Annotated in this window: 18 protein-coding genes; 13 read left to right on the forward strand and 5 right to left on the reverse strand. The window is 44.8% G+C overall.

Annotation, left to right across the window (positions count from 1 at the left end):
- Window positions 1-160 precede the first annotated feature (160 nt).
- A complete protein-coding gene (locus AB4375_RS04155; RefSeq protein ID WP_102393873.1) occupies window positions 161-1045 on the reverse strand; it encodes a LysR family transcriptional regulator in 885 nt (294 codons plus the stop codon).
- 132 nt (window positions 1046-1177) lie between these two features.
- On the opposite strand from AB4375_RS04155, the gene AB4375_RS04160 reads away from it, so the two are divergent.
- Together AB4375_RS04160 and AB4375_RS04165 are read left to right on the forward strand one after the other, a co-directional pair.
- Window positions 1178-2188, forward strand: coding sequence for an aldo/keto reductase family oxidoreductase (locus AB4375_RS04160; RefSeq protein WP_372051067.1), 1011 nt, complete (start codon window positions 1178-1180; stop codon window positions 2186-2188).
- Window positions 2189-2197: 9 nt separating this feature from the next.
- Window positions 2198-2590, forward strand: coding sequence for a heme-binding protein (locus tag AB4375_RS04165; RefSeq protein WP_017066157.1), 393 nt, complete (start codon window positions 2198-2200; stop codon window positions 2588-2590).
- Window positions 2591-2702: 112 nt separating this feature from the next.
- Here AB4375_RS04165 and AB4375_RS04170 read toward each other — a convergent pair whose 3' ends face one another.
- Together AB4375_RS04170 and AB4375_RS04175 are read right to left on the reverse strand one after the other, a co-directional pair.
- The gene (locus AB4375_RS04170) at window positions 2703-4076 is read right to left on the reverse strand and encodes an L-cystine transporter (protein ID WP_017059148.1); all 1374 of its coding nucleotides are present in this window, start codon (window positions 4074-4076) and stop codon (window positions 2703-2705) included.
- 185 nt (window positions 4077-4261) lie between these two features.
- Window positions 4262-4957, reverse strand: a complete 696-nt coding sequence (locus AB4375_RS04175; RefSeq protein WP_017059149.1) for an NAD-dependent epimerase/dehydratase family protein — start codon at window positions 4955-4957, stop codon at window positions 4262-4264.
- Between the two features lie 718 nt (window positions 4958-5675).
- Here AB4375_RS04175 and AB4375_RS04180 point away from each other — a divergent pair.
- From AB4375_RS04180 to AB4375_RS04230, 11 genes are all read left to right on the forward strand, one after another.
- Complete coding sequence (locus AB4375_RS04180) at window positions 5676-6287, forward strand: flavin reductase family protein (RefSeq protein WP_372051068.1); 612 nt, start codon at window positions 5676-5678, stop codon at window positions 6285-6287.
- A gap of 58 nt (window positions 6288-6345) precedes the next feature.
- The gene (gene cobT, locus AB4375_RS04185; protein ID WP_372051069.1) at window positions 6346-7410 is read left to right on the forward strand and encodes a nicotinate-nucleotide--dimethylbenzimidazole phosphoribosyltransferase; all 1065 of its coding nucleotides are present in this window, start codon (window positions 6346-6348) and stop codon (window positions 7408-7410) included.
- Window positions 7410-8216, forward strand: coding sequence for an adenosylcobinamide-GDP ribazoletransferase (locus AB4375_RS04190; protein ID WP_372051070.1), 807 nt, complete (start codon window positions 7410-7412; stop codon window positions 8214-8216). The genes cobT and AB4375_RS04190 overlap by 1 nt, the downstream gene beginning before the upstream one ends.
- 9 nt (window positions 8217-8225) lie before the next feature.
- On the forward strand, window positions 8226-8846 hold the full coding sequence (gene cobU, locus AB4375_RS04195; RefSeq protein WP_372051071.1) for a bifunctional adenosylcobinamide kinase/adenosylcobinamide-phosphate guanylyltransferase: 621 nt from the start codon (window positions 8226-8228) through the stop codon (window positions 8844-8846).
- Between the two features lie 9 nt (window positions 8847-8855).
- The gene (gene cobC / locus AB4375_RS04200; RefSeq protein WP_017059155.1) at window positions 8856-9473 is read left to right on the forward strand and encodes an alpha-ribazole phosphatase family protein; all 618 of its coding nucleotides are present in this window, start codon (window positions 8856-8858) and stop codon (window positions 9471-9473) included.
- Between the two features lie 139 nt (window positions 9474-9612).
- Window positions 9613-11409 carry a M3 family oligoendopeptidase gene (locus AB4375_RS04205; protein ID WP_372051072.1) on the forward strand — a complete coding sequence of 599 codons (1797 nt, stop codon included), beginning with the start codon at window positions 9613-9615 and terminating at the stop codon, window positions 11407-11409.
- Window positions 11410-11687: 278 nt separating this feature from the next.
- Complete coding sequence (locus AB4375_RS04210; protein ID WP_017059157.1) at window positions 11688-12716, forward strand: succinylglutamate desuccinylase; 1029 nt, start codon at window positions 11688-11690, stop codon at window positions 12714-12716.
- 133 nt (window positions 12717-12849) lie between these two features.
- The gene (gene btuC / locus AB4375_RS04215; protein WP_017070911.1) at window positions 12850-13845 is read left to right on the forward strand and encodes a vitamin B12 ABC transporter permease BtuC; all 996 of its coding nucleotides are present in this window, start codon (window positions 12850-12852) and stop codon (window positions 13843-13845) included.
- The gene (gene btuD / locus AB4375_RS04220) at window positions 13832-14590 is read left to right on the forward strand and encodes a vitamin B12 ABC transporter ATP-binding protein BtuD (RefSeq protein ID WP_372051073.1); all 759 of its coding nucleotides are present in this window, start codon (window positions 13832-13834) and stop codon (window positions 14588-14590) included. The genes btuC and btuD overlap by 14 nt, the downstream gene beginning before the upstream one ends.
- 29 nt (window positions 14591-14619) lie before the next feature.
- Window positions 14620-14979 (forward strand): DUF6559 family protein, encoded by a 360-nt coding sequence (locus tag AB4375_RS04225; RefSeq protein WP_372051074.1) that lies wholly within the window; start codon window positions 14620-14622, stop codon window positions 14977-14979.
- A 487-nt stretch (window positions 14980-15466) separates the two neighbouring features.
- The gene (locus tag AB4375_RS04230; protein WP_371724527.1) at window positions 15467-16933 is read left to right on the forward strand and encodes a lytic polysaccharide monooxygenase; all 1467 of its coding nucleotides are present in this window, start codon (window positions 15467-15469) and stop codon (window positions 16931-16933) included.
- A gap of 224 nt (window positions 16934-17157) precedes the next feature.
- Here the strand turns inward: AB4375_RS04230 and AB4375_RS04235 are convergent, their stop codons facing one another.
- Window positions 17158-17391, reverse strand: a complete 234-nt coding sequence (locus tag AB4375_RS04235) for a hypothetical protein (RefSeq protein ID WP_017068278.1) — start codon at window positions 17389-17391, stop codon at window positions 17158-17160.
- 59 nt (window positions 17392-17450) lie between these two features.
- Entirely contained in the window at window positions 17451-18170 is a 720-nt protein-coding gene (locus AB4375_RS04240) for a hypothetical protein (RefSeq protein ID WP_102393881.1), read from the reverse strand.
- Window positions 18171-18179: the final 9 nt, after the last annotated feature.

Genomic DNA, 18179 nt, shown 5'->3' on the forward strand with positions numbered 1-18179 from the left:
AAAAATAAAAGAACTAGGACGAGTAGGCTTGAAAGTAGATCGGCCATATAGTCGACTTTCACTGGTATCACATTCAGCCGAAGAGGTTGAAGTAGAGCTCGCTACGACGAATATGTTTGGCCAGATGAAACCAACAAGCCCTAGTGAGCTGTGCATCATTTTATCGACTTAAGCTTTCAAAGTAATTCTGAACAAATTTAACGAACACTTGGTGTTTCTTTGCCGGATAAATAACTTGCGGATAGAACAGATAAATACTGTTGCCTTGTTGCAGACATTCATCAGGCAGCACTCGCTCTAATTCTCCCAGTTCGACCTCTTTCGCAACGTAGTAACTTGCAATACGGATGATGCCACTGCCTGCCATAGCTTGTTGCTTAAGCAGGTGGTTGTCATTACTTGAAAGCCAGCCGGACACATCAATATTTACCGATTTTAAAGGCCACTCGGTTTGGTGCAGAGTTGCTAAGCATTGATGATCACTTAAGTCACTCACATTGGTAGGGCGACCAAATTGGTTAAGATAACCGGGAGTCGCGACTAAATCATGTTGATAGCTAATCAAGTGTTTCGCCACCATGTTGTCAGGTGGCGTATTGGTGGCACGAAACGCGATATCGATATCATCTTGATTGAGATTAAAGTTGGTGTAGCTACTGTTTATCTCGAAACGAATCTCAGGGTATTGCTGCCTAAACTGTTGGCAGATATCGAATAGATATACCTCAGTAAACATCTTTGGCGCAGTGAGGCGTAATAGGCCTTTGACGATGTCGTGTTGCTCAGAAACACTGCGTTCAAGCTGTAAGACTTGCGAGCGAATCGTTAAGCCTTGTTGTAACGCGCGTTCGCCTTCTTGGGTTAAACGAACACTGCGAGTGGTTCTGACCAAAAGCGGGCACTGTAAATCGTTCTCTAAACGTTTGATCTGTTCAGAAAGGTAGCTCTTAGAGATACCGAGCTTTTCGGCTGCCTTGGTAAAGTTGAGTTGCTGAGCAAGTTCTACAAACAGGATCAGTCGTTCAATTCTTTTGTGTTCGTTCATTCGCGCATTCCTACTAATCTATTGTTCGTCATATCAAACAATCATTTCGTTACTAGCATATTCTGTTTTTTAAAAAGAACAATATGATAGAGGCATATTTATTGGCATCAAACCTTCTAAGCGAGATCAGGTATGACGAACAGCATTGATTCAACGAACAAAAATGATAATCAAAAGAACATCCCACTATCAAACCATCTAGACGGTGTTGGGCAAATCGCCTACGGATGCATGGGGCTTGGAGGTGGCTGGAACGACAACCCGGTAACGAGTGCTGATGTTGCTCAAACACGAAGCGTAATCGGCACCGCACTAGAATCGGGCATTAACTTATTCGACCATGCGGATATCTATACCTTCAGCAAAGCTGAGCAAGCCTTTGGTCAAGCATTACAACAAGCGCCTGATCTGCGTGAACAGATGTTCATTCAATCTAAGTGTGGGATTCGTTTTGAAGGCGAGGGCAATGTTGGTCGTTATGATTTCTCGGCTGATTGGGTAGGCCAATCGGTAGACGGTATTCTCAATCGATTGAATACTGAAAAGCTTGATGTGCTGTTATTGCACCGCCCTGATCCTTTGATGGAACTCGATGAGCTAGCAAGAACGTTAGAGAACTTAAAAGCGCAAGGTAAGGTCGATTATTTTGGTGTGTCGAACATGAACAGCCATCAAATTCAGTACCTGCAATCTGCGCTTGGGCAACCCATCGTCGCGAATCAAGTTGAGATGAGCTTAGCCAAATTGGATTGGTTGAATGATGGGGTGATGATTAACTCGCAAGGGCACCATCAATCAGACTTCGCCGCAGGCACTCTTGAACATTGCCAATTGAATAACATCCAACTGCAAGCTTGGGGCTGTTTGGCACAAGGCCGATTTGCTGAGCAAGGTTTGTATTCAGAACATGAAAACGTGAAAAAGACAGCGCACTACGTGGCTCAGTTAGCGAACCAATATGGCGTAGAAAGTGAAGCGATTGTGTTGGCATTTTTGCTTCGTCACCCTGCTCGTATCCAACCTGTAATTGGCACCACAAATCTAGAGCGAATCAAAGCTTCGGCAGTCGCGACTCAGATAAACCTGTCTCGTGAAGAGTGGTACAACCTATACGTGTACTCACGTGGTCAAGCACTGCCATAAGGAATGAATATGTTGAATCAAAAGATCGCGCAACAACTGGTGTCTAACGCTCTAGACATTGCTGAGCGTAATCAACAAGCAATCGCGGTGAGCGTGTGTGATACGCACGGTGAGTTACTGGCGTTTATTCGCATGGATAATGTGAGTGTTCAAGCCGGATTGTTAGCACAGAACAAAGCTTATACATCTGCAAGAGATAGACAGCCAAGCGGTAACTTAGGTGCTTGGGCGAGAGAAACTGGTAAAGACTTAAGTTACTGGACTGACCCAAAGATCACTGGCTTTAAAGGCGGTGTTCCCATTGAATTAAATGGGCAGGTGATTGGCGCTATTGGTGTCAGCGGATTAAGTGAAGACGACGATGAAGCACTTGCCGAAAAAGTCATTCAACTTGTGTTCTAAGCTGTTGCTCGTGAAGTAATGGAAGTTAGAAGTAACAGATAATAAAAAACCGATGCATGTGCATCGGTTTTTTTGTTTAACGAGACTCAAGTGCTTGAATCAATCGAACCCATTAAGCGTTCGCTTGTTCCAGATCTTGTTGCTTGTCTTTCTTGCCTAATAGGCGGCTTGTGATCGTACCGGCTGTCATAGCACCAGATACGTTAAGCGCCGTACGTGCCATATCGATAAGTGGCTCGATAGAGATAAGCAGTGCTGCAATCGTTACAGGAAGACCCATAGCAGGAAGTACGATAAGCGCCGCGAACGTTGCACCGCCACCTACGCCAGCAATACCGAATGAGCTCACTGTGATAATAGCAATCAGAGACAGAATGAAGTTGATGTCCATTGGGTCGATGCCAACTGTAGGCGCAACCATGACTGCTAGCATTGCAGGGTAGATACCCGCACAACCGTTTTGACCAATCGTCGCACCGAAAGAGGCAGACAGGTTAGCAATCGCTGGTGGCACGTTTAGCTTAGTGATTTGAGCTTCAACGTTCAGTGGAATTGTTGCTGCAGAACTACGAGACGTGAAAGCGAACGTCAGTACAGGCCAGATCTTTTGGAAGTACTCTTTCGGGTTTACACCAACAAAAGAAACCAACACACCGTGTACGACGAACATCAGTAGAATCGCAACGTAAGATGCAACGATGAAACCCAGTAGGCTGAGGATGTCAGAAGCACTTGATGTTGCAACTACCTTCGCCATTAACGCTGCGATGCCGTATGGCGTTAGTGCCATGATCATCTTAACTAAGCGCATAACGATAGATTGTGACGCTTCAACGAAAGTACGGATTGGAGATTCTAGTTCTTCTTTCTCTGCCATCACTTTACGAGCAGCGATGCCCGTTAGCACACCAAAGATAACAACCGCGATGATAGACGTAGAGCGAGCCCCCGTTAGGTCTGCAAATGGGTTAGTCGGAATAAAGCTGATCAGCATTTGTGGAATTGTTAGGTCTGAAACGCTACCGATGCGGCTTTCAAGTGTTGCGATACGTGCTGTTTCGCGAGCGCCTTCTGTTAAACCTTCAGCAGACAGGCCGAATGCTTGCGTTACAACAATACCAACAATCGCAGAAATCGCGGTTGTTGCTAACAGTACAGAAATGGTGATACCAGAAATCTTGCCCAGTGAGCCGCCTTTTTCAAGCTTCACTACTGCTGCAATCATTGAAACCAATACTAATGGCATGATCACCATTTTCAGTAGGCCAACATAACCACGGCCAACAATATTTACCCAGTCTAGTGTTTCGTTGATGACCGGATTGCCTTCACCAAATAACAGCTGTAGACCAAGACCAAATGCGCTACCAAATACTAAACCGAGTAAAACGAGGCGAGAAAGTGTGTTTTCTTTTTTCTGCTGTCCGTAGAGAAAAAAGAGGATACCAGTGAATACCGCTAAGGCAGCGATAGCTGAAAATGACATTTGTTTTCCTTATGAATCTCTTTAAATCGATAGGGCGCTTAGATATATGGGCGCAAATACTGTTAGCTACAGTAGCGACCTGTAACAAAACTTAAAATAAGGAAAAGTAATTTATTAGAACGATTAGTAATATCCACTCAATAGGATGGGTGGATATTCAACATTGTGATGAATAGGTGAGCTTTTTAGCGATATTTTGCCAATAAATTGAGCATGTCACTTGACGAGTAAATTTCGATATTTTGGAAATTATTTTCGAATAACCGGAACAACATTGCTTTGGCTACGTCTTCCGACTGAATAGGGCGTAGGTTTTTGAACTTACCAAGCATAAATGGAGACAGCAGAGGAAAGACACTTTGCAGGAGTTTTTCATCAGCTCTAGGTTCATCACGCTCACCCACCAGAGGCCCAGGGCGTGCGATGAAAAGCTGCTTGAAGCCAATACGTTTTAAATTTTGTTCCATTTGTCCTTTACAGCGAAGGTAGTGCGAATAGGAATCTGGTGAAGCGCCATAGCTAGAAACGACCGCTACGCGTTGAACCCCAAGAAACTTCATCGACTGTGCGACTTGGCTAACCAGTTCCACATCGATTTTGCGAAGCGCTTCTTTTGATCCTGCCTTTTTCTTAGTCGTACCTAAGCAGATAACGCCAAGATTAGGCGTCGCATTCGTGTCATCCCAACTGGTAACTTGCAGGTCGCTGTGAATGAGTGTGTGGAGCTTGTTGGAATCAAACTGTGAATCTAACGCTCGGCGAGATAGGGCATAGATATGATCAACGGCGGGTTCATCGATGAGCAACTTCATCACATGATGACCAATTAACCCGGTTGCACCAGCCACCACGACCGATGTTTTGTCTCCAGAAATGCTCATTTTAATCCCTTCTTCACTCCACAAGTGCTTGTTTAATATAAACAGTGTTTGAATTTTAAGCGAATAAAAGTTTGTTAAACGAGTGGTCAGTAGTATGTGGGGAGTCGCCTGTTTATGGAAAAAGAGATGATTTAGTTTGGCTCGACGCATAAGTACGGCCTGAAGCATAAGTACGGTATGAAACATAATGGCGGTGGGAAAGATAAATGCGGTTTGAAACTTAAGTTAGGCGTTAAACATAACAAAGCCCGCTGGGCGACGGGCTTTGTTACTTTTCTTGCTTCTTACTAGGTAAAGGACAGTGGGATTTTCCTTACCTTTTTGCTAGCTTTCTTACTTGATTTATTTGGTTTTCTTTTACTTGAGTTTGGAATCATTACACCTCCTAAATCGTTGTTCTGTTTTGTCTTTCAATCGATTGTCTTTCTTTGTATAGCGTCAGTGTTGTAGGCATTCACTGTATGGGTACTTATCAATGGAGAGATTAACAAGTACTTTAGATAAAGCATAAACGATGCCAAAATGTAAGTTATTGATAAATCTATTATCAGTATTGTAGGTGTTTTAGGGTTCGTCAATTTGATTGTCAATTTGAGAAAAAACCAGTGTGATCTGTTTAAATTAAGAACACTCTCTACGGTTTCTGTTGATTAGGCATAGATACAGCATTGCTTAACACGTAAACTGAGTCGTAATTCACATAGACCAAGGACGTGCTATGAACCTCAAGCTTGATACTCTTGCTCCCACTCAGATTTATCACCTGATGACACAAACCGTTGTTCCTCGCCCGATTGCGTGGGCATTGACGGAATCTTCTGACCAAGAGTACAACCTCGCGCCTTTCTCTTATTTCACGCCTGTTTCTAGTAATCCGCCGTTACTGATGTTATCGGTTGGGAAGAAGCCGTCCTGCGAAATCAAAGATACCACTCGTAATGCCCTAGAAACGGGTAAGCTAGTGATTCACATTGCTTCTTCAAGTTCTGCCGAAACCATGACGGCGACAGCAGCTACCCTTGAACATGGTGATTCGGAAGTCACCGCGAATAACATTGAGCTGGTTGAATTTGAAGGCTTCTCTTTACCGAGAGTGAAAGAGTGCGCGGTCGCTTTTGGCTGCACCTTATACGAAGTAAAAGAGGTTGGAGAGGTGCCACAAAGCCTCATCTTTGCTCAAGTCGAAACCGTGTACATTTCCGAAGACGTGATCGATAAAGAGAGTGAACGTCTTAAGATTGATGCGTTGGCATTGGACCCTTTGTTTCGCCTTGGTGGCGGTGAATACGCGACGCTTTCCAATGTGTTTTCTGTCGCACGCCCTAAGTAACAATCCTTAAGTAGCAGTCCCTAAATCAACGTACCCAGAATAAGCGTTTTTAAAAACTATGTTAGATACCCAATACTCGCAGTACATCCAACACCGAATTGACCAAAAAACCAAGCCACTCGGTGCCCTTGGTTTACTCGAAAAAGTCGCACATCAACTGGCATTGATTCAGAGCCAAGGCAAAGAAGCGGCGGTTGAACACATCGAATTGAATAAGCCAAGTATCATCATTTTTGCTGGCGACCATGGCATTGCTGACGAAGGCGTGAGTATTGCTCCAAGCGCGGTAACACAACAGATGGTGTTGAACTTCTTAAGCGATGGCGCGGCGATCAATTGCTTCTGTGCGGTGAATAATATCGATATCACGGTAGTCGACACGGGGATATTGTTGCCTGTGGAATCAGACAGTGACATGTTGATCTCTCAGCGTTTGGGTACGCGAACCAATAACTTTGCCAATGAAGCGGCAATGAGTTTAGAAACGGTTGAACGTGGGATTGAACTGGGTACAGATCTTGTATCTAAAACCATTTCGAATGGCACCAATATCATCATGTTTGGTGAAATGGGTATCGGAAATACCAGCAGCGCATCAGCGATCTTAAGTGCATTAGCGAATCGTGCTGCAGCGGAGTGTGTTGGCCTAGGCACTGGCATCAACAATGAACAGCTTGCACGTAAAGTGGCTGTGGTTGAGCAAGGTGTCGCGCGTTGCAAAGGTTTAGAGCTTACAGATCTTAAAGATATTAAAGGGCTTAAAGATATTAAAGAGGTACTCGCACAAGTCGGTGGCTATGAAATCGTTCAAATGGTCGGTGCTTTCCTTGGCGCTTACCAAAACAAAACCCCAGTATTAGTCGATGGCTTTATCGTGTCGGTTGCGGCGTATGTCGCGACTTTAATTGAACCGAGTTGCCGAGACTATATGATCTTCGCCCATCGCTCTGAAGAGTCAGGACACAAAATTCTGTTAGAGCTGCTCGACGCTGAGCCACTGCTCGATCTTGGATTGAGATTAGGCGAGGGCACAGGTGCTGCGCTAGCTATGCCAATCATTCGTGCGGCAGCCGAGTTCTATAACAACATGGCGAGCTTCGAAAGTGCTGGAGTCACGGTTTAATGAGTGATGCACCAGAAAGATCGTTGAAAGATCGAGTTACTTATCAGTGGGAGCTTTTTGCGCTGGCGATGGGTTTCTTTTCTCGCTTGCCAATGCCGAAAAACACGCCCTATTCTACAGAGCGAATGAACCGTTCTGGTCGCTACTTTTCAACGGTTGGTTTGTTGCTTGGTGTTCTGTGTGGCGGTGTGTTCTTGCTACTTGATGTGATACTGCCGAGTGCAGTAGCGATCTTTTTGATGATGAGTTTTAGCCTGATGCTCACTGGCGCATTCCATGAAGATGGTTTGACTGATATGGCCGATGGCATTGGTGGCGGCATGACCCTAGAACGCCGTTTGACCATCATGAAAGACAGTCGAATCGGTACTTATGGTGCGTCTGCTCTGATTATGGCTCTGCTTGGCAAGTGGGTGCTGTTGAATGAACTCATAAGCATGACGGGACTGTTTATGGTAATCGTGACCAGTTATACCTTTAGCCGCGCGATTGCTGCATCGCTAATTTACGACATGCCTTATGTCAGTGATTTAGATACCAGTAAAAGTAAACCATTGGCCAACAAGCAAACCAAAGGCGAACTTGTCTTCTTGTTGCTGGTAGGCGTGCTGCCTAGCCTGTGGTTTGGTCTTGAATTCGCTTTGGTTTTATCTGTCGTCGCCTATCTGTTCAGAACAGGTTTTAAAACGTGGTTAACGGCTCGAATTGGCGGCTTTACTGGGGACTGCTTGGGTGCGGCTCAACAGTTAATGGAGTTGCTGACTTACCTTGTATTCATTACTGCATTTTACAATGGCTTTCTATAACGGCTTCCTATGACCAACACGAATGAAACTATTCAAGCTAATCAAATTAATCAAGCAAGCCAGCGAAACAGCCATTTGGTATTGGGCGGGGCTCGTTCTGGTAAGTCTAGTTTTGCAGAGCAACAAGCATTATGTGCGCTTGAAGCATGTTCAAATGGACGCCTCAATTATATTGCGACAGCGACATATCTTGATGATGAAATGCGAGAACGAATCGCGCACCATCAACAACGTCGTGGCGAGCAGTGGATTGAGCATGAAGTACCCGTCGAATTAGCCGAAAAACTGCAGTCTTTTGAGAAAGAAGATGTGGTATTGATTGATTGCCTAACCTTGTGGTTGAACAACATCATCTTTGAACTGGGTGATGACGCAACTAATGAACAGGTTGAAGCCGTGGTTGAAGTATTGGTCAAAAGCGTCGAGCAAAGTCCGGCGCAAATTATCATGGTCTCTAACGAAGTCGGTTTAGGTGTGGTGCCGCTGGGTAAAGTGTCTCGCTTGTTTGTGGACAATGCAGGACGAATGAACCAAGCGCTAGCTCGCGTCGTTGAGCGCGTCACGCTGGTTGCTGCCGGATTGCCGCTGCACTTAAAACCATCTAATCACTTGCTTGATACTCAAGGCTAGGTCGCACACATGGTCAATGGAACAACCAAAAACATCTACCTCCTAAGACATGGCAAAGTCGAAGGAAAAGCGGCGCTCAATGGTTTATCTGATGTGCTGGTCAACTCTGATCTTCAAGAACAGATATGTGAGGCACTAACTACACAAGACATTACCTTTGATAGCGTGGTTAGCTCTCCACTAAGACGATGTGGTGATCTCGCGAGCTTGTTTGCAGAGCGTATGTCTGTGCCTTTATCAGTTGCATCGGGTTTTCAGGAAATGAACTTCGGTGAAGTAGATGGTGTCCCATTTGATGAACTTGAAGACAAGTGGGGAATGTTAGAAACCTTTTGGAAAGACCCTGCTAATCATCAATTAACTGGCGCAGAAAGTTTACAGAGCTTCCACGACAGAGTAACTCAAGCTTGGTCGCAACTTTTGAATGATTCAAGTGACAACATATTGTTGGTTACTCATGGTGGTGTGATTCGCATACTGCTAGCGCACTGCCTTAATATTGATTGGAAAAACCCGAGTTTGTACTCGAAGTTATCGATAGAAAACGCATCGATAACGCATATTCAAATCACTCAGTTTGCGCAGAGCTTTATCAGCGTTAAATCGATAGGGATACCTGTTCTCTGAGTGTTCAAAAAACACAGTTTAAGAATTAACAATCTTTTAGATCTGTAAATAGAAACAGAAATATAAATAGAAGTATAAAGCGGCGTTCACAGCCGCTATACCTGATTGGTATTACTACCTACGTGAAAGGAATTTAGTCATGACAACACCAAGTTGGGATCTAAGCATTGCTTATAGCGATCTTAATGATGCAAAAATCGAACAGGACATTGAACTCATTCAGCAGTGCATTGAGCTGTTGAACCTACACGTTGAAAAGCGTCATATCATTCTAGCGATGCAAAACGCGATTCAGACTTCAGAAGCGGCAGGTACGCTACTGAGCACAATTAGCACCTTTGCTAACTGTCACGCTTCGGTAGACGCGACCCACACAGAAGCCAAAGCGTTGCTTGGCCGTGTTGCAAAGCTTAACTCTGAAATGTCTCAAGCGTTTAGCCCTTATGAAGACACGCTGATTCACGCAGAACCAGAATTTATTGATGCAGTATTAGAGCATGATAGTGCGGACGTAGCAGGGCAGCGCTTTGCGATTGAAAGCTCTCGTAAGTTATCAAGCAGCCGACTCAGTGTTGCTGAAGAGCAGTTATTGGCAGCGATGAAGGTTGATGGTCGTGACGGATGGGGTCGTTTATACGATAACCTAACCGGATCTTTAAAACTGTCGCTAAAGCTGGACGGTGAAGAGGAAGCCCTAGGCTTTTCACAAGCCGCGAGCCTGTTGTACGGCAGCGAATTCGACAAACAAGAACCAGCATGGCGCGCGGTTCAAGGTGCGATGAAAACGCACCAAGAGTCTTTTGCTTCGATTCTAAATGCATTGGCGGGTTGGCGACTGACTGAAAACAAAAAGCGTTCGAAGATTAGCGATGTGCATTTCCTAGATCCAAGCCTACACGGCAGCCGCATTGTGCCAGAAACGCTAGACACCATGATGTCGGTAGCGAAAGCTAATCGAGCTGTTGGTCAGAAAGCAGGTTTGTTAATGGCAAGAGTTCATGGCTTAGATGAAATGAAGCCATGGAACCACTTAGCTGCGATGCCGCCGCTTGGTGACGCTGAATCTAAGGTTTATCCATTTGATGAAGCGATTGAAGTGATCAAAACTGCCTTCGCTGAAGTGAACCCAGAGATGGCTGACTTCGTTGCTTTGATGGTTGAGAATGGTTGGATTGATGCCGCACCAGCAGCCAACAAGCGTTTAGGTGCTTACTGTACTAAGTTTGCCGCGACACGCACACCGCTTGTATTCATGACGTGGAGTGGCAGCCGCTCTGACTTAATGACATTGGCACACGAGCTAGGCCATGCGTTCCACAACTGGGTAATGAAAGACATGCCGTTGTGTCAAACACGCTACCCAATGACGCTAGCAGAAACCGCTTCTATCTTTGCTGAAAACATCGTTCGTGATCACTTGTTAACGCAAGCTCAAACACGTAACGAGAAACTTGAGATGTTATGGGAAGAGTTGTCTTCTTCACTCGCTTTAATGGTGAACATTCCAGTGCGTTTCGAATTCGAAAAAGCCTTCTACGAGCAGCGTGAAAAAGGCGAGCTAACGGCTCAGCAGCTGTGTGACTTGATGGAAACGACTTGGAAAGAGTGGTATGGCGATGCAATGACAGAAGCTGACCCTTACTTCTGGGCGAGCAAACTGCATTTCAGCATCTCTCAAGTAAGCTTCTACAACTACCCATACTTGTTCGGTTACCTGTTCAGTAAAGGTGTTTACGCTCAGCGCGATGCGAAAGGTGAGCAATTCTACGGCGATTACGTTTCGTTGCTTCGTGATACGGGCAGCATGATGGCGGAAGAAGTCGTTCAAAAGCACTTAGGAATGGACCTGACTCAAGCTGATTTTTGGCAACAAAGCATCGACATGGTCAAAGTTCAAATCGATGAATTTGAAAGATTGCTCGATCAGGAAGATTAATTGATCTCAATCTGTTCATAGCAGGTAAGAGCTGTGTTAGCTTACGTGGCTCTTATCTTGCTGGCATAACCTGAGATAAGCCGAAACAACCAAAAGTCTCTTTAAATAGAGAAAGTTATTTGGAACAGATGTCGGTTAGTAAAGTCAGCAGGTAATATAAAAATATATGGGTAGTATTTGTGAGTGATAACGGAGTTTCTGTTGATAAGTGCGATCCTAGCAACACAATTTCTATGTACAATTTATTAACATACGGCCGTGCAATTAAGGAGTAGCGCATGACGAAGACCCTCTTTCGCCAATCATTTCTTTTTGACAGCCTAGATCTTGAGCAAGAAGTGTTTGCAGGACAGACCGTACTGAGTAACGGTGTTCAAATTAAGCTTCATCAACGCGGTGTCTTGGAAGTGATTCCCGCGGATTTTAATTCTGAAACCAAGAACATCATTTTTTCAACCGGTGTTCATGGCGACGAAACTTCACCAATGGAGCTGATCGATAAGCTCATTGAGGATATTGAAACAGGTTTCCAAGTAGTAAACGCGAGATGCTTGTTTATCATAGCTCACCCAGAAGCCACTAACGCGCATACTCGTTTTCTTGATGTGAACATGAATCGTCTGTTTGATGAAAAGCAGTACGAGAGCAATCGAGAAGTGGATATCGCGAAGAACTTGAAGTTCTTGGTGACTGAGTTTTACAAAGAAACGGAACCTGCCACTCGTTGGCATCTAGATTTGCACTGTGCAATCCGTTTATCTAAGCATTACTCGTTTGCAGTGAGCCCTAAAGTTCGCCACGAAGTACGCAGTAAAGAGCTGTTTGATTTCATTAACAGTGCGCACGTGGAAGCAGTGTTGTTGTCAAATGCGCCAACCAGTACATTCAGTTGGTACAGTGCTGAAAACTTCGAAGCGCAAGCACTGACAATGGAACTAGGGCAGGTCGCGAGAATTGGTGAGAACCAACTTGATAAGCTAACGGCTTTTGACTTGGCGATGCGTAACTTGATTGCTGAAGTTGAGCCAGAGCATTTACCTAAGCGAACCATCACTTATCGCGTGAGCAGAACCATTGTTCGTTTACATGATGACTTCGATTTCATGTTCTCAGATTCTGTAGAGAACTTTACCGCGTTCAAGCACGGTGAAGTATTCGGTCATGATGGTGATAAACCGTTAATGGCTAAGAATGAAAACGAAGCGGTGGTGTTCCCTAATCGTAATGTTGCTATCGGTCAACGAGCAGCCTTAATGGTGTGTGAAGTTGAAACGCGATTCGACCATGGTCAGCTTGTGTACGATTAATATCGACTCGGGTTTAAACGACGAAAACAACCGCTCAACTGGTTGAAATATCAAGGTTCACATTACGGTGTGAGCCTTGAGTTTATTTGGGGATACAGGTAAGGTTACGCGAACATTTTCAAAGTAGCTTGATATGGATTTCCAACAACTTCTTCACCAAAAACAGCGCAAATGGACTAGAGCCATTTATCTGATGGCAGCACTGCTTGTCGCGCTGAGTGCAATTTACCTAATGGTTGGCGATCTCTTCATTTCCCCTCTGGACACCTTGTCCACGTTAGAACAAAAACTACTGATTGATTTACGCTTACCTCGATTATTAGCAGCTATTGCTATCGGGGCAGGGCTAGCAGTATCTGGCGCAAGCTTACAAGTCTTATTAGGCAACGTATTGGCTGAGCCTGGTGTGCTCGGCATTTCTGGCGGTGCAAGCTTAGCCATGGTTATTGTGCTGTTCTTCTTGCCGTTTGCTCCGACTCCAGAACTGTTCATGATTGCCGCCGTTTTAGGCTCGCTCTGTTTCACCGTGATACTGGTAAGCATGGTAAAAACGATGCGACTCACCACGGCTAAATTACTGCTGGTGGGTGTCGCGTTAGGCATTCTTTCTGGCGCGATGGTGACATGGGCGTTCTATTTTAGTGATGACTTAAGTCTACGCTTATTGATGTATTGGCTGATGGGCAGCTTAGGTGGCGTCACTTGGTATCAACACTCGCTCACGTTGGTGATGATCCCCGTGATTATTTGGCTGTGCCTGCAAGGTAGTAAGCTAGACAAGCTGATGATTGGCGAAACGCATGCCGCACAGTTAGGCGTAAACGTACCGAGATTGCGCTGGCGTCTAATTTTCGCCGTGTCTATTTTAGTCGGCTGCGCGGTAGCTTTAGGTGGCGTGATCAGCTTTGTTGGCTTGGTTGTGCCACACTTATTGCGTTTAGCGATTGGTACTGATAACAAATACCTTCTTCCTTTGTCTGCCGTTGCTGGCGCTGCGTTGTTGGTGTTTGCTGATATCTGTGCAAGAACCTTATTAGATTCCGCAGAGCTGCCTTTGGGTGTGATGACCACCAGTATCGGTGCGCCTATCTTCATTTGGATGTTAATTAAAAATCATGATTCAAATTAAGAGCCTGAGCGTCGGCGCTCGTTTATTACCACTATCATTTGAGCTCAAGCAAGGGCAGGTGACTCACGTTATCGGCCCTAATGGCAGCGGTAAAAGTACCTTGCTCGAAGGGATATCTGGAATTGGTGATGGTTACAAAGGCGATATAAAGATCGACGGGCAGGATTTGTCGGAGCTGTCTTTACAAGATTTATCATTGCATCGTGCTTACTTGTGCCAAAGCGCAAGGCCAGCCTTCAACTTAGAAGTGTTCCAATATCTTGCATTGTCACTGCCAAGCTCCTCACACGGCCTTGATGTTGAAATCAACGCAGCTTTGGAAGAAATCAGCCAGATGCTAGACATTGCAGACAAACTTCATCGCTCAATTCAGACACTGTCTGGTGGTGAATGGCAACGCGTACGTTTGGCGGGAATGTGCCTGCAAATTTGGCCGACACTTAACCCATACGCGAAGCTGCTGATCCTCGACGAACCCGCAGCTCCGTTGGATATTGCTCAAGAAGCCTTGTTGTACAAGCTTATCGAACGAGTGGCTGAGAAGGGCATCGCCGTGATCATGGCTAACCATGATTTGAACAGAACACTAAGACACGCAGACCAAGTGTTGTTGCTCGATAAAGGTGTACTTCAAGCATCAGGCTCAGCTGATCAAGTGCTTACCCCTGAGCAGCTAGAGTCCGTGTTCAACACCGAAGTCAAAAGTATCTCAGTCGACAATCAGACCTATCTGCTGTTTGGTTAACTTAAGCTCATCAATACAAGGCAATCTATATGTTTAGATATATTCAACGACGACGAATCAAGAAAGTAATCAAATCACTTTCTGCAAAGTTGGTGAAAGCGTACGGAAGCCGTGATTTCTTCTCTATTGGGCAGGTTGAAACAAGTTCTCGTGAGTTGAGTAAACGCCAACAACAGATTGCTTTAGCCTTGTTTGCGGATCCACAAGATCTTGCTGTTGAATTAGCTCCAACTATTCAGTTGCTGCGTAATGATGTGTCTAATGACTTCTTTGGCGGAGAAGACTACACAGCGCGAGATGTACTTAATCTATTGGGTGGCGGCGGTTGGAAGGGCGGTCGTATGGACGATGACATGTCGAATCGATTTGGCATGAATAGCCGCTATTAGTTTAGCTCGTTCAAATTAACGTTTAATGATTTATCCATTTATAAACGTATACGCTCAATAGCTTAGCGACTTTACAGCAGTCTCAACAACGTAATAATAATGATGATAAAAAGCACTCAATATCATTATTTATGCGAGCGTTTCACTCCAATTAATTCAATGAAAAAATACCTTCCTAGCGATCTATTTTCTTAGGGAATGCGTAATTTTTGTCGGTAAAAATTGATAATTCGAACCAATATCATCTATCTACAACGCATTTGTTTGAGTTGTGTGATGCTGATTCCTATTAATATAAAACCCGCTGTTATTGATAAAATTGACGTATATATTTTTCGTTGTTCTTTAAGTCGGAAACTATAAACCTTCGAATTACAGTGCTGGTTGGTTAGTAACCAATTGGTTTTGTGTTTAGGGTAAAATAATAGAGAGTGGGAAAGTGACAACAATAAATAATAATATTCTAAAAATAGCAGTGGGTATGGCTATGCTATCGAGTGTGCCGTCAGTGGCAAATGCTCATGGTTGGTCTGAGTTTCCAAGTGCGCGTCAGAACACGTGTTACGAGCAAGGCGGGATTTGGTCGGGTACACCACCTAATGCTGCGTGTGCTCAAGCAAAAGACATTTCGGGTTCATACCCGTTTGTTCAACGTAACGAGTACGCGAAAAATGTCCAAGATTTCAATAATATCAATGCTGTAAAAGCGGCGATTCCTGACGGCACGTTATGTTATGCCAACGATTCGCAAAAACGCGGCATGGGTGCGCCTCATACTGGTTGGACTCGTACCGAGCTAAATACTGGTACGTTTGAATATGTATTCAATGCGACAGCGCCACACAACCCTTCTTTCTGGGAGTTCTACCTAACGAAACCAAACGCGGACCTAAGCAAAGGCCTAGCGTGGGGAGACTTAGATCTTATCCAAGAAGAGGGTAACGTTCCGGTTAATGGCGGCAAGTACCGCATTAATGTCACTATTCCTTCAGACCGTTCTGGCGATGCGATTCTATTCGTTCGTTGGCAACGTGATGATGCTGCGGGCGAAGGCTTCTACAACTGTTCAGACATCACTATCGCGGGTGGCACAACCCCTCCACCAGAGCCTACACCTCAACCTGATCTAGTCCGTGGCGACCTGTTTGTTTCTGACCAGTTTGGTACGCCAGAAATTGGTGATACGGTTAAGTACGACATCATCAACAAGTACGGTGAAGTCGCGCGTAGCTTCGACATCGTTATCGACGCTTCAAACGTTAACGATTGGGCTCGCTTGTTGGCTTCAGAGATTAACGGCTGGCACGAAGAGTTTAAAGATGGCGCGATCTTCATTGGTGATTGGCACGCTGAAATGCAGCACTACATGTACTTCCAAAACGATCCTTCACGTAACTTCTTTAACTCAAAAGATAGCCGTGCTTCTGGTCAGTTAACGCTGATTGATGGTGGCGACGGTGGTGTTGAACCATTAAAAGGCGACATCTACGAGCTAGTGAAGAGTGACAACGTAGTGAATGCTGGCGACAAAGTTGTAATTGCAACAAGCGAAGCGGCGACATTGACTCAAACTCAAGGTACTTCTGTAAGCATTCAAAATAACGGCACGGCTTCTATCGTAGTTGATACCACTGGCATCACTGCAAACGAAACTTTATCGTTTATGGCTAGCTCGATTGAAAGCGACAGTGTTGAAACCTTCACTTTTGAAGTAATTGCTGATGACGGTGGCGTAACACCAGACCCAGATCCAACGCCGGATCCTGATCCGACTCCTGACCCAGACCCTACGCCAGATCCAGGTACGTGGGACTCATCAGCGACTTACCTTGGTGGCGAAGTCGTGACTTACTCGAACCAGTCATGGAAAGCACAATGGTGGGTTCAAGGTGGTACTAACCCTAAAGCGACTTACGAAAATGACAAATGGGGCGTTTGGCGTCCAGCCAACTAATCTTAACTATTGTTAGTTAATTAGCCTTGCCATAATAACCAAGACACCACACTTTTTGACGAGTGTGGTGTCTTTTTTAGCGTCTGCATTTGCGGTTTTGAATGTCATCAGCCTAGAAAAAGTGATTCAGGAACGGAGTCTTAATCACTCAGCACGGTTCTATAAGAAGATGAGAGTTATATAGAAAACAAGAGCTATATAACGTTTTGTAATGTGTTGAAGAATTATTCCAGAGTAAGGTTTTGCTTAATCTCATCGTTAAGATACCCCTGATCAAAATCTGGTGTCATGAATTCGACGAAGGAGGAGTCTAGATAGCTGGTTTCTAGATAACTCGGCTCTAGATAATGGGAGTCTAAGTGATCAGCACTTACGTAGGTGGGAATCGCAGAAAACAAAACGATACTGATCGCTGCAGCGATATTAATGGCTTTGTTACGTTGAGAAGTAATTTTCATAGTAGTGCCCTCGAAAGGTGGGCAAATCCATCTGCCTATGAGAATTGAATCTGAGATGTTTAGAAGTCGTAAGACAAACCAAGCGTAATGATATTGTCGTTGTCGATCGGGCCCATCGATTGGCCGTTCAAGTAAAGGTCACCTTCGTTGGTATTGAAGTAGGTGTATTTCACGTAGGGTGTCCAGTCGTCGATGCTTTTAGAGAGAACGACTTCGTGCTCATTGGTACGGTAGTCGCCTTGATGAAAGATTACGTTGTCATCGTTGTGGGTAAACCCGCCATTGGATCCATCACTGTTTTCGTGAGTGTATTGATAAGCTAAATCCCAGCCTGCGAGTGAGTACCCCGCACCGGCGATGAACTTATTGGTGTTGATCGTGGTGTCGCTTACATTCTCGAGTACTTGCCCTGACTGGTTATATCCCAATCCACCGAATACATTGAAGTTGTCGTTCACTTGATAATCGATAATACCTTCGATTAATAACTCTTCACCGTTGTCCCATTTACCGAGTTCACCGTATAGGTTGAACGTGAAGGATTCGCTGATGTGAAAGTCGTGTCCGTAACCCGCGGCTAGCCAACCCTGGTCATCAAAACCTATATAGACTTGTCCATTTTCTGAGGTATCGATTAATGCGCCAGCTTCTGTGGTGTAGACACCGTTATCAGCAGCATTAGAGGCAACGTTTTGTTCGATGTAAACTTGAGTCGAAGTCGCAAACGCTGCGCTGCTGAGTAACGTAAGTGGTAGAGCAATAAGGTTAAGTTTTTTCATGGATTCTCC

The organism is Vibrio sp. 10N.261.51.C6 (assembly GCF_041471785.1).
Taxonomy (GTDB): domain Bacteria; phylum Pseudomonadota; class Gammaproteobacteria; order Enterobacterales; family Vibrionaceae; genus Vibrio; species Vibrio crassostreae_C.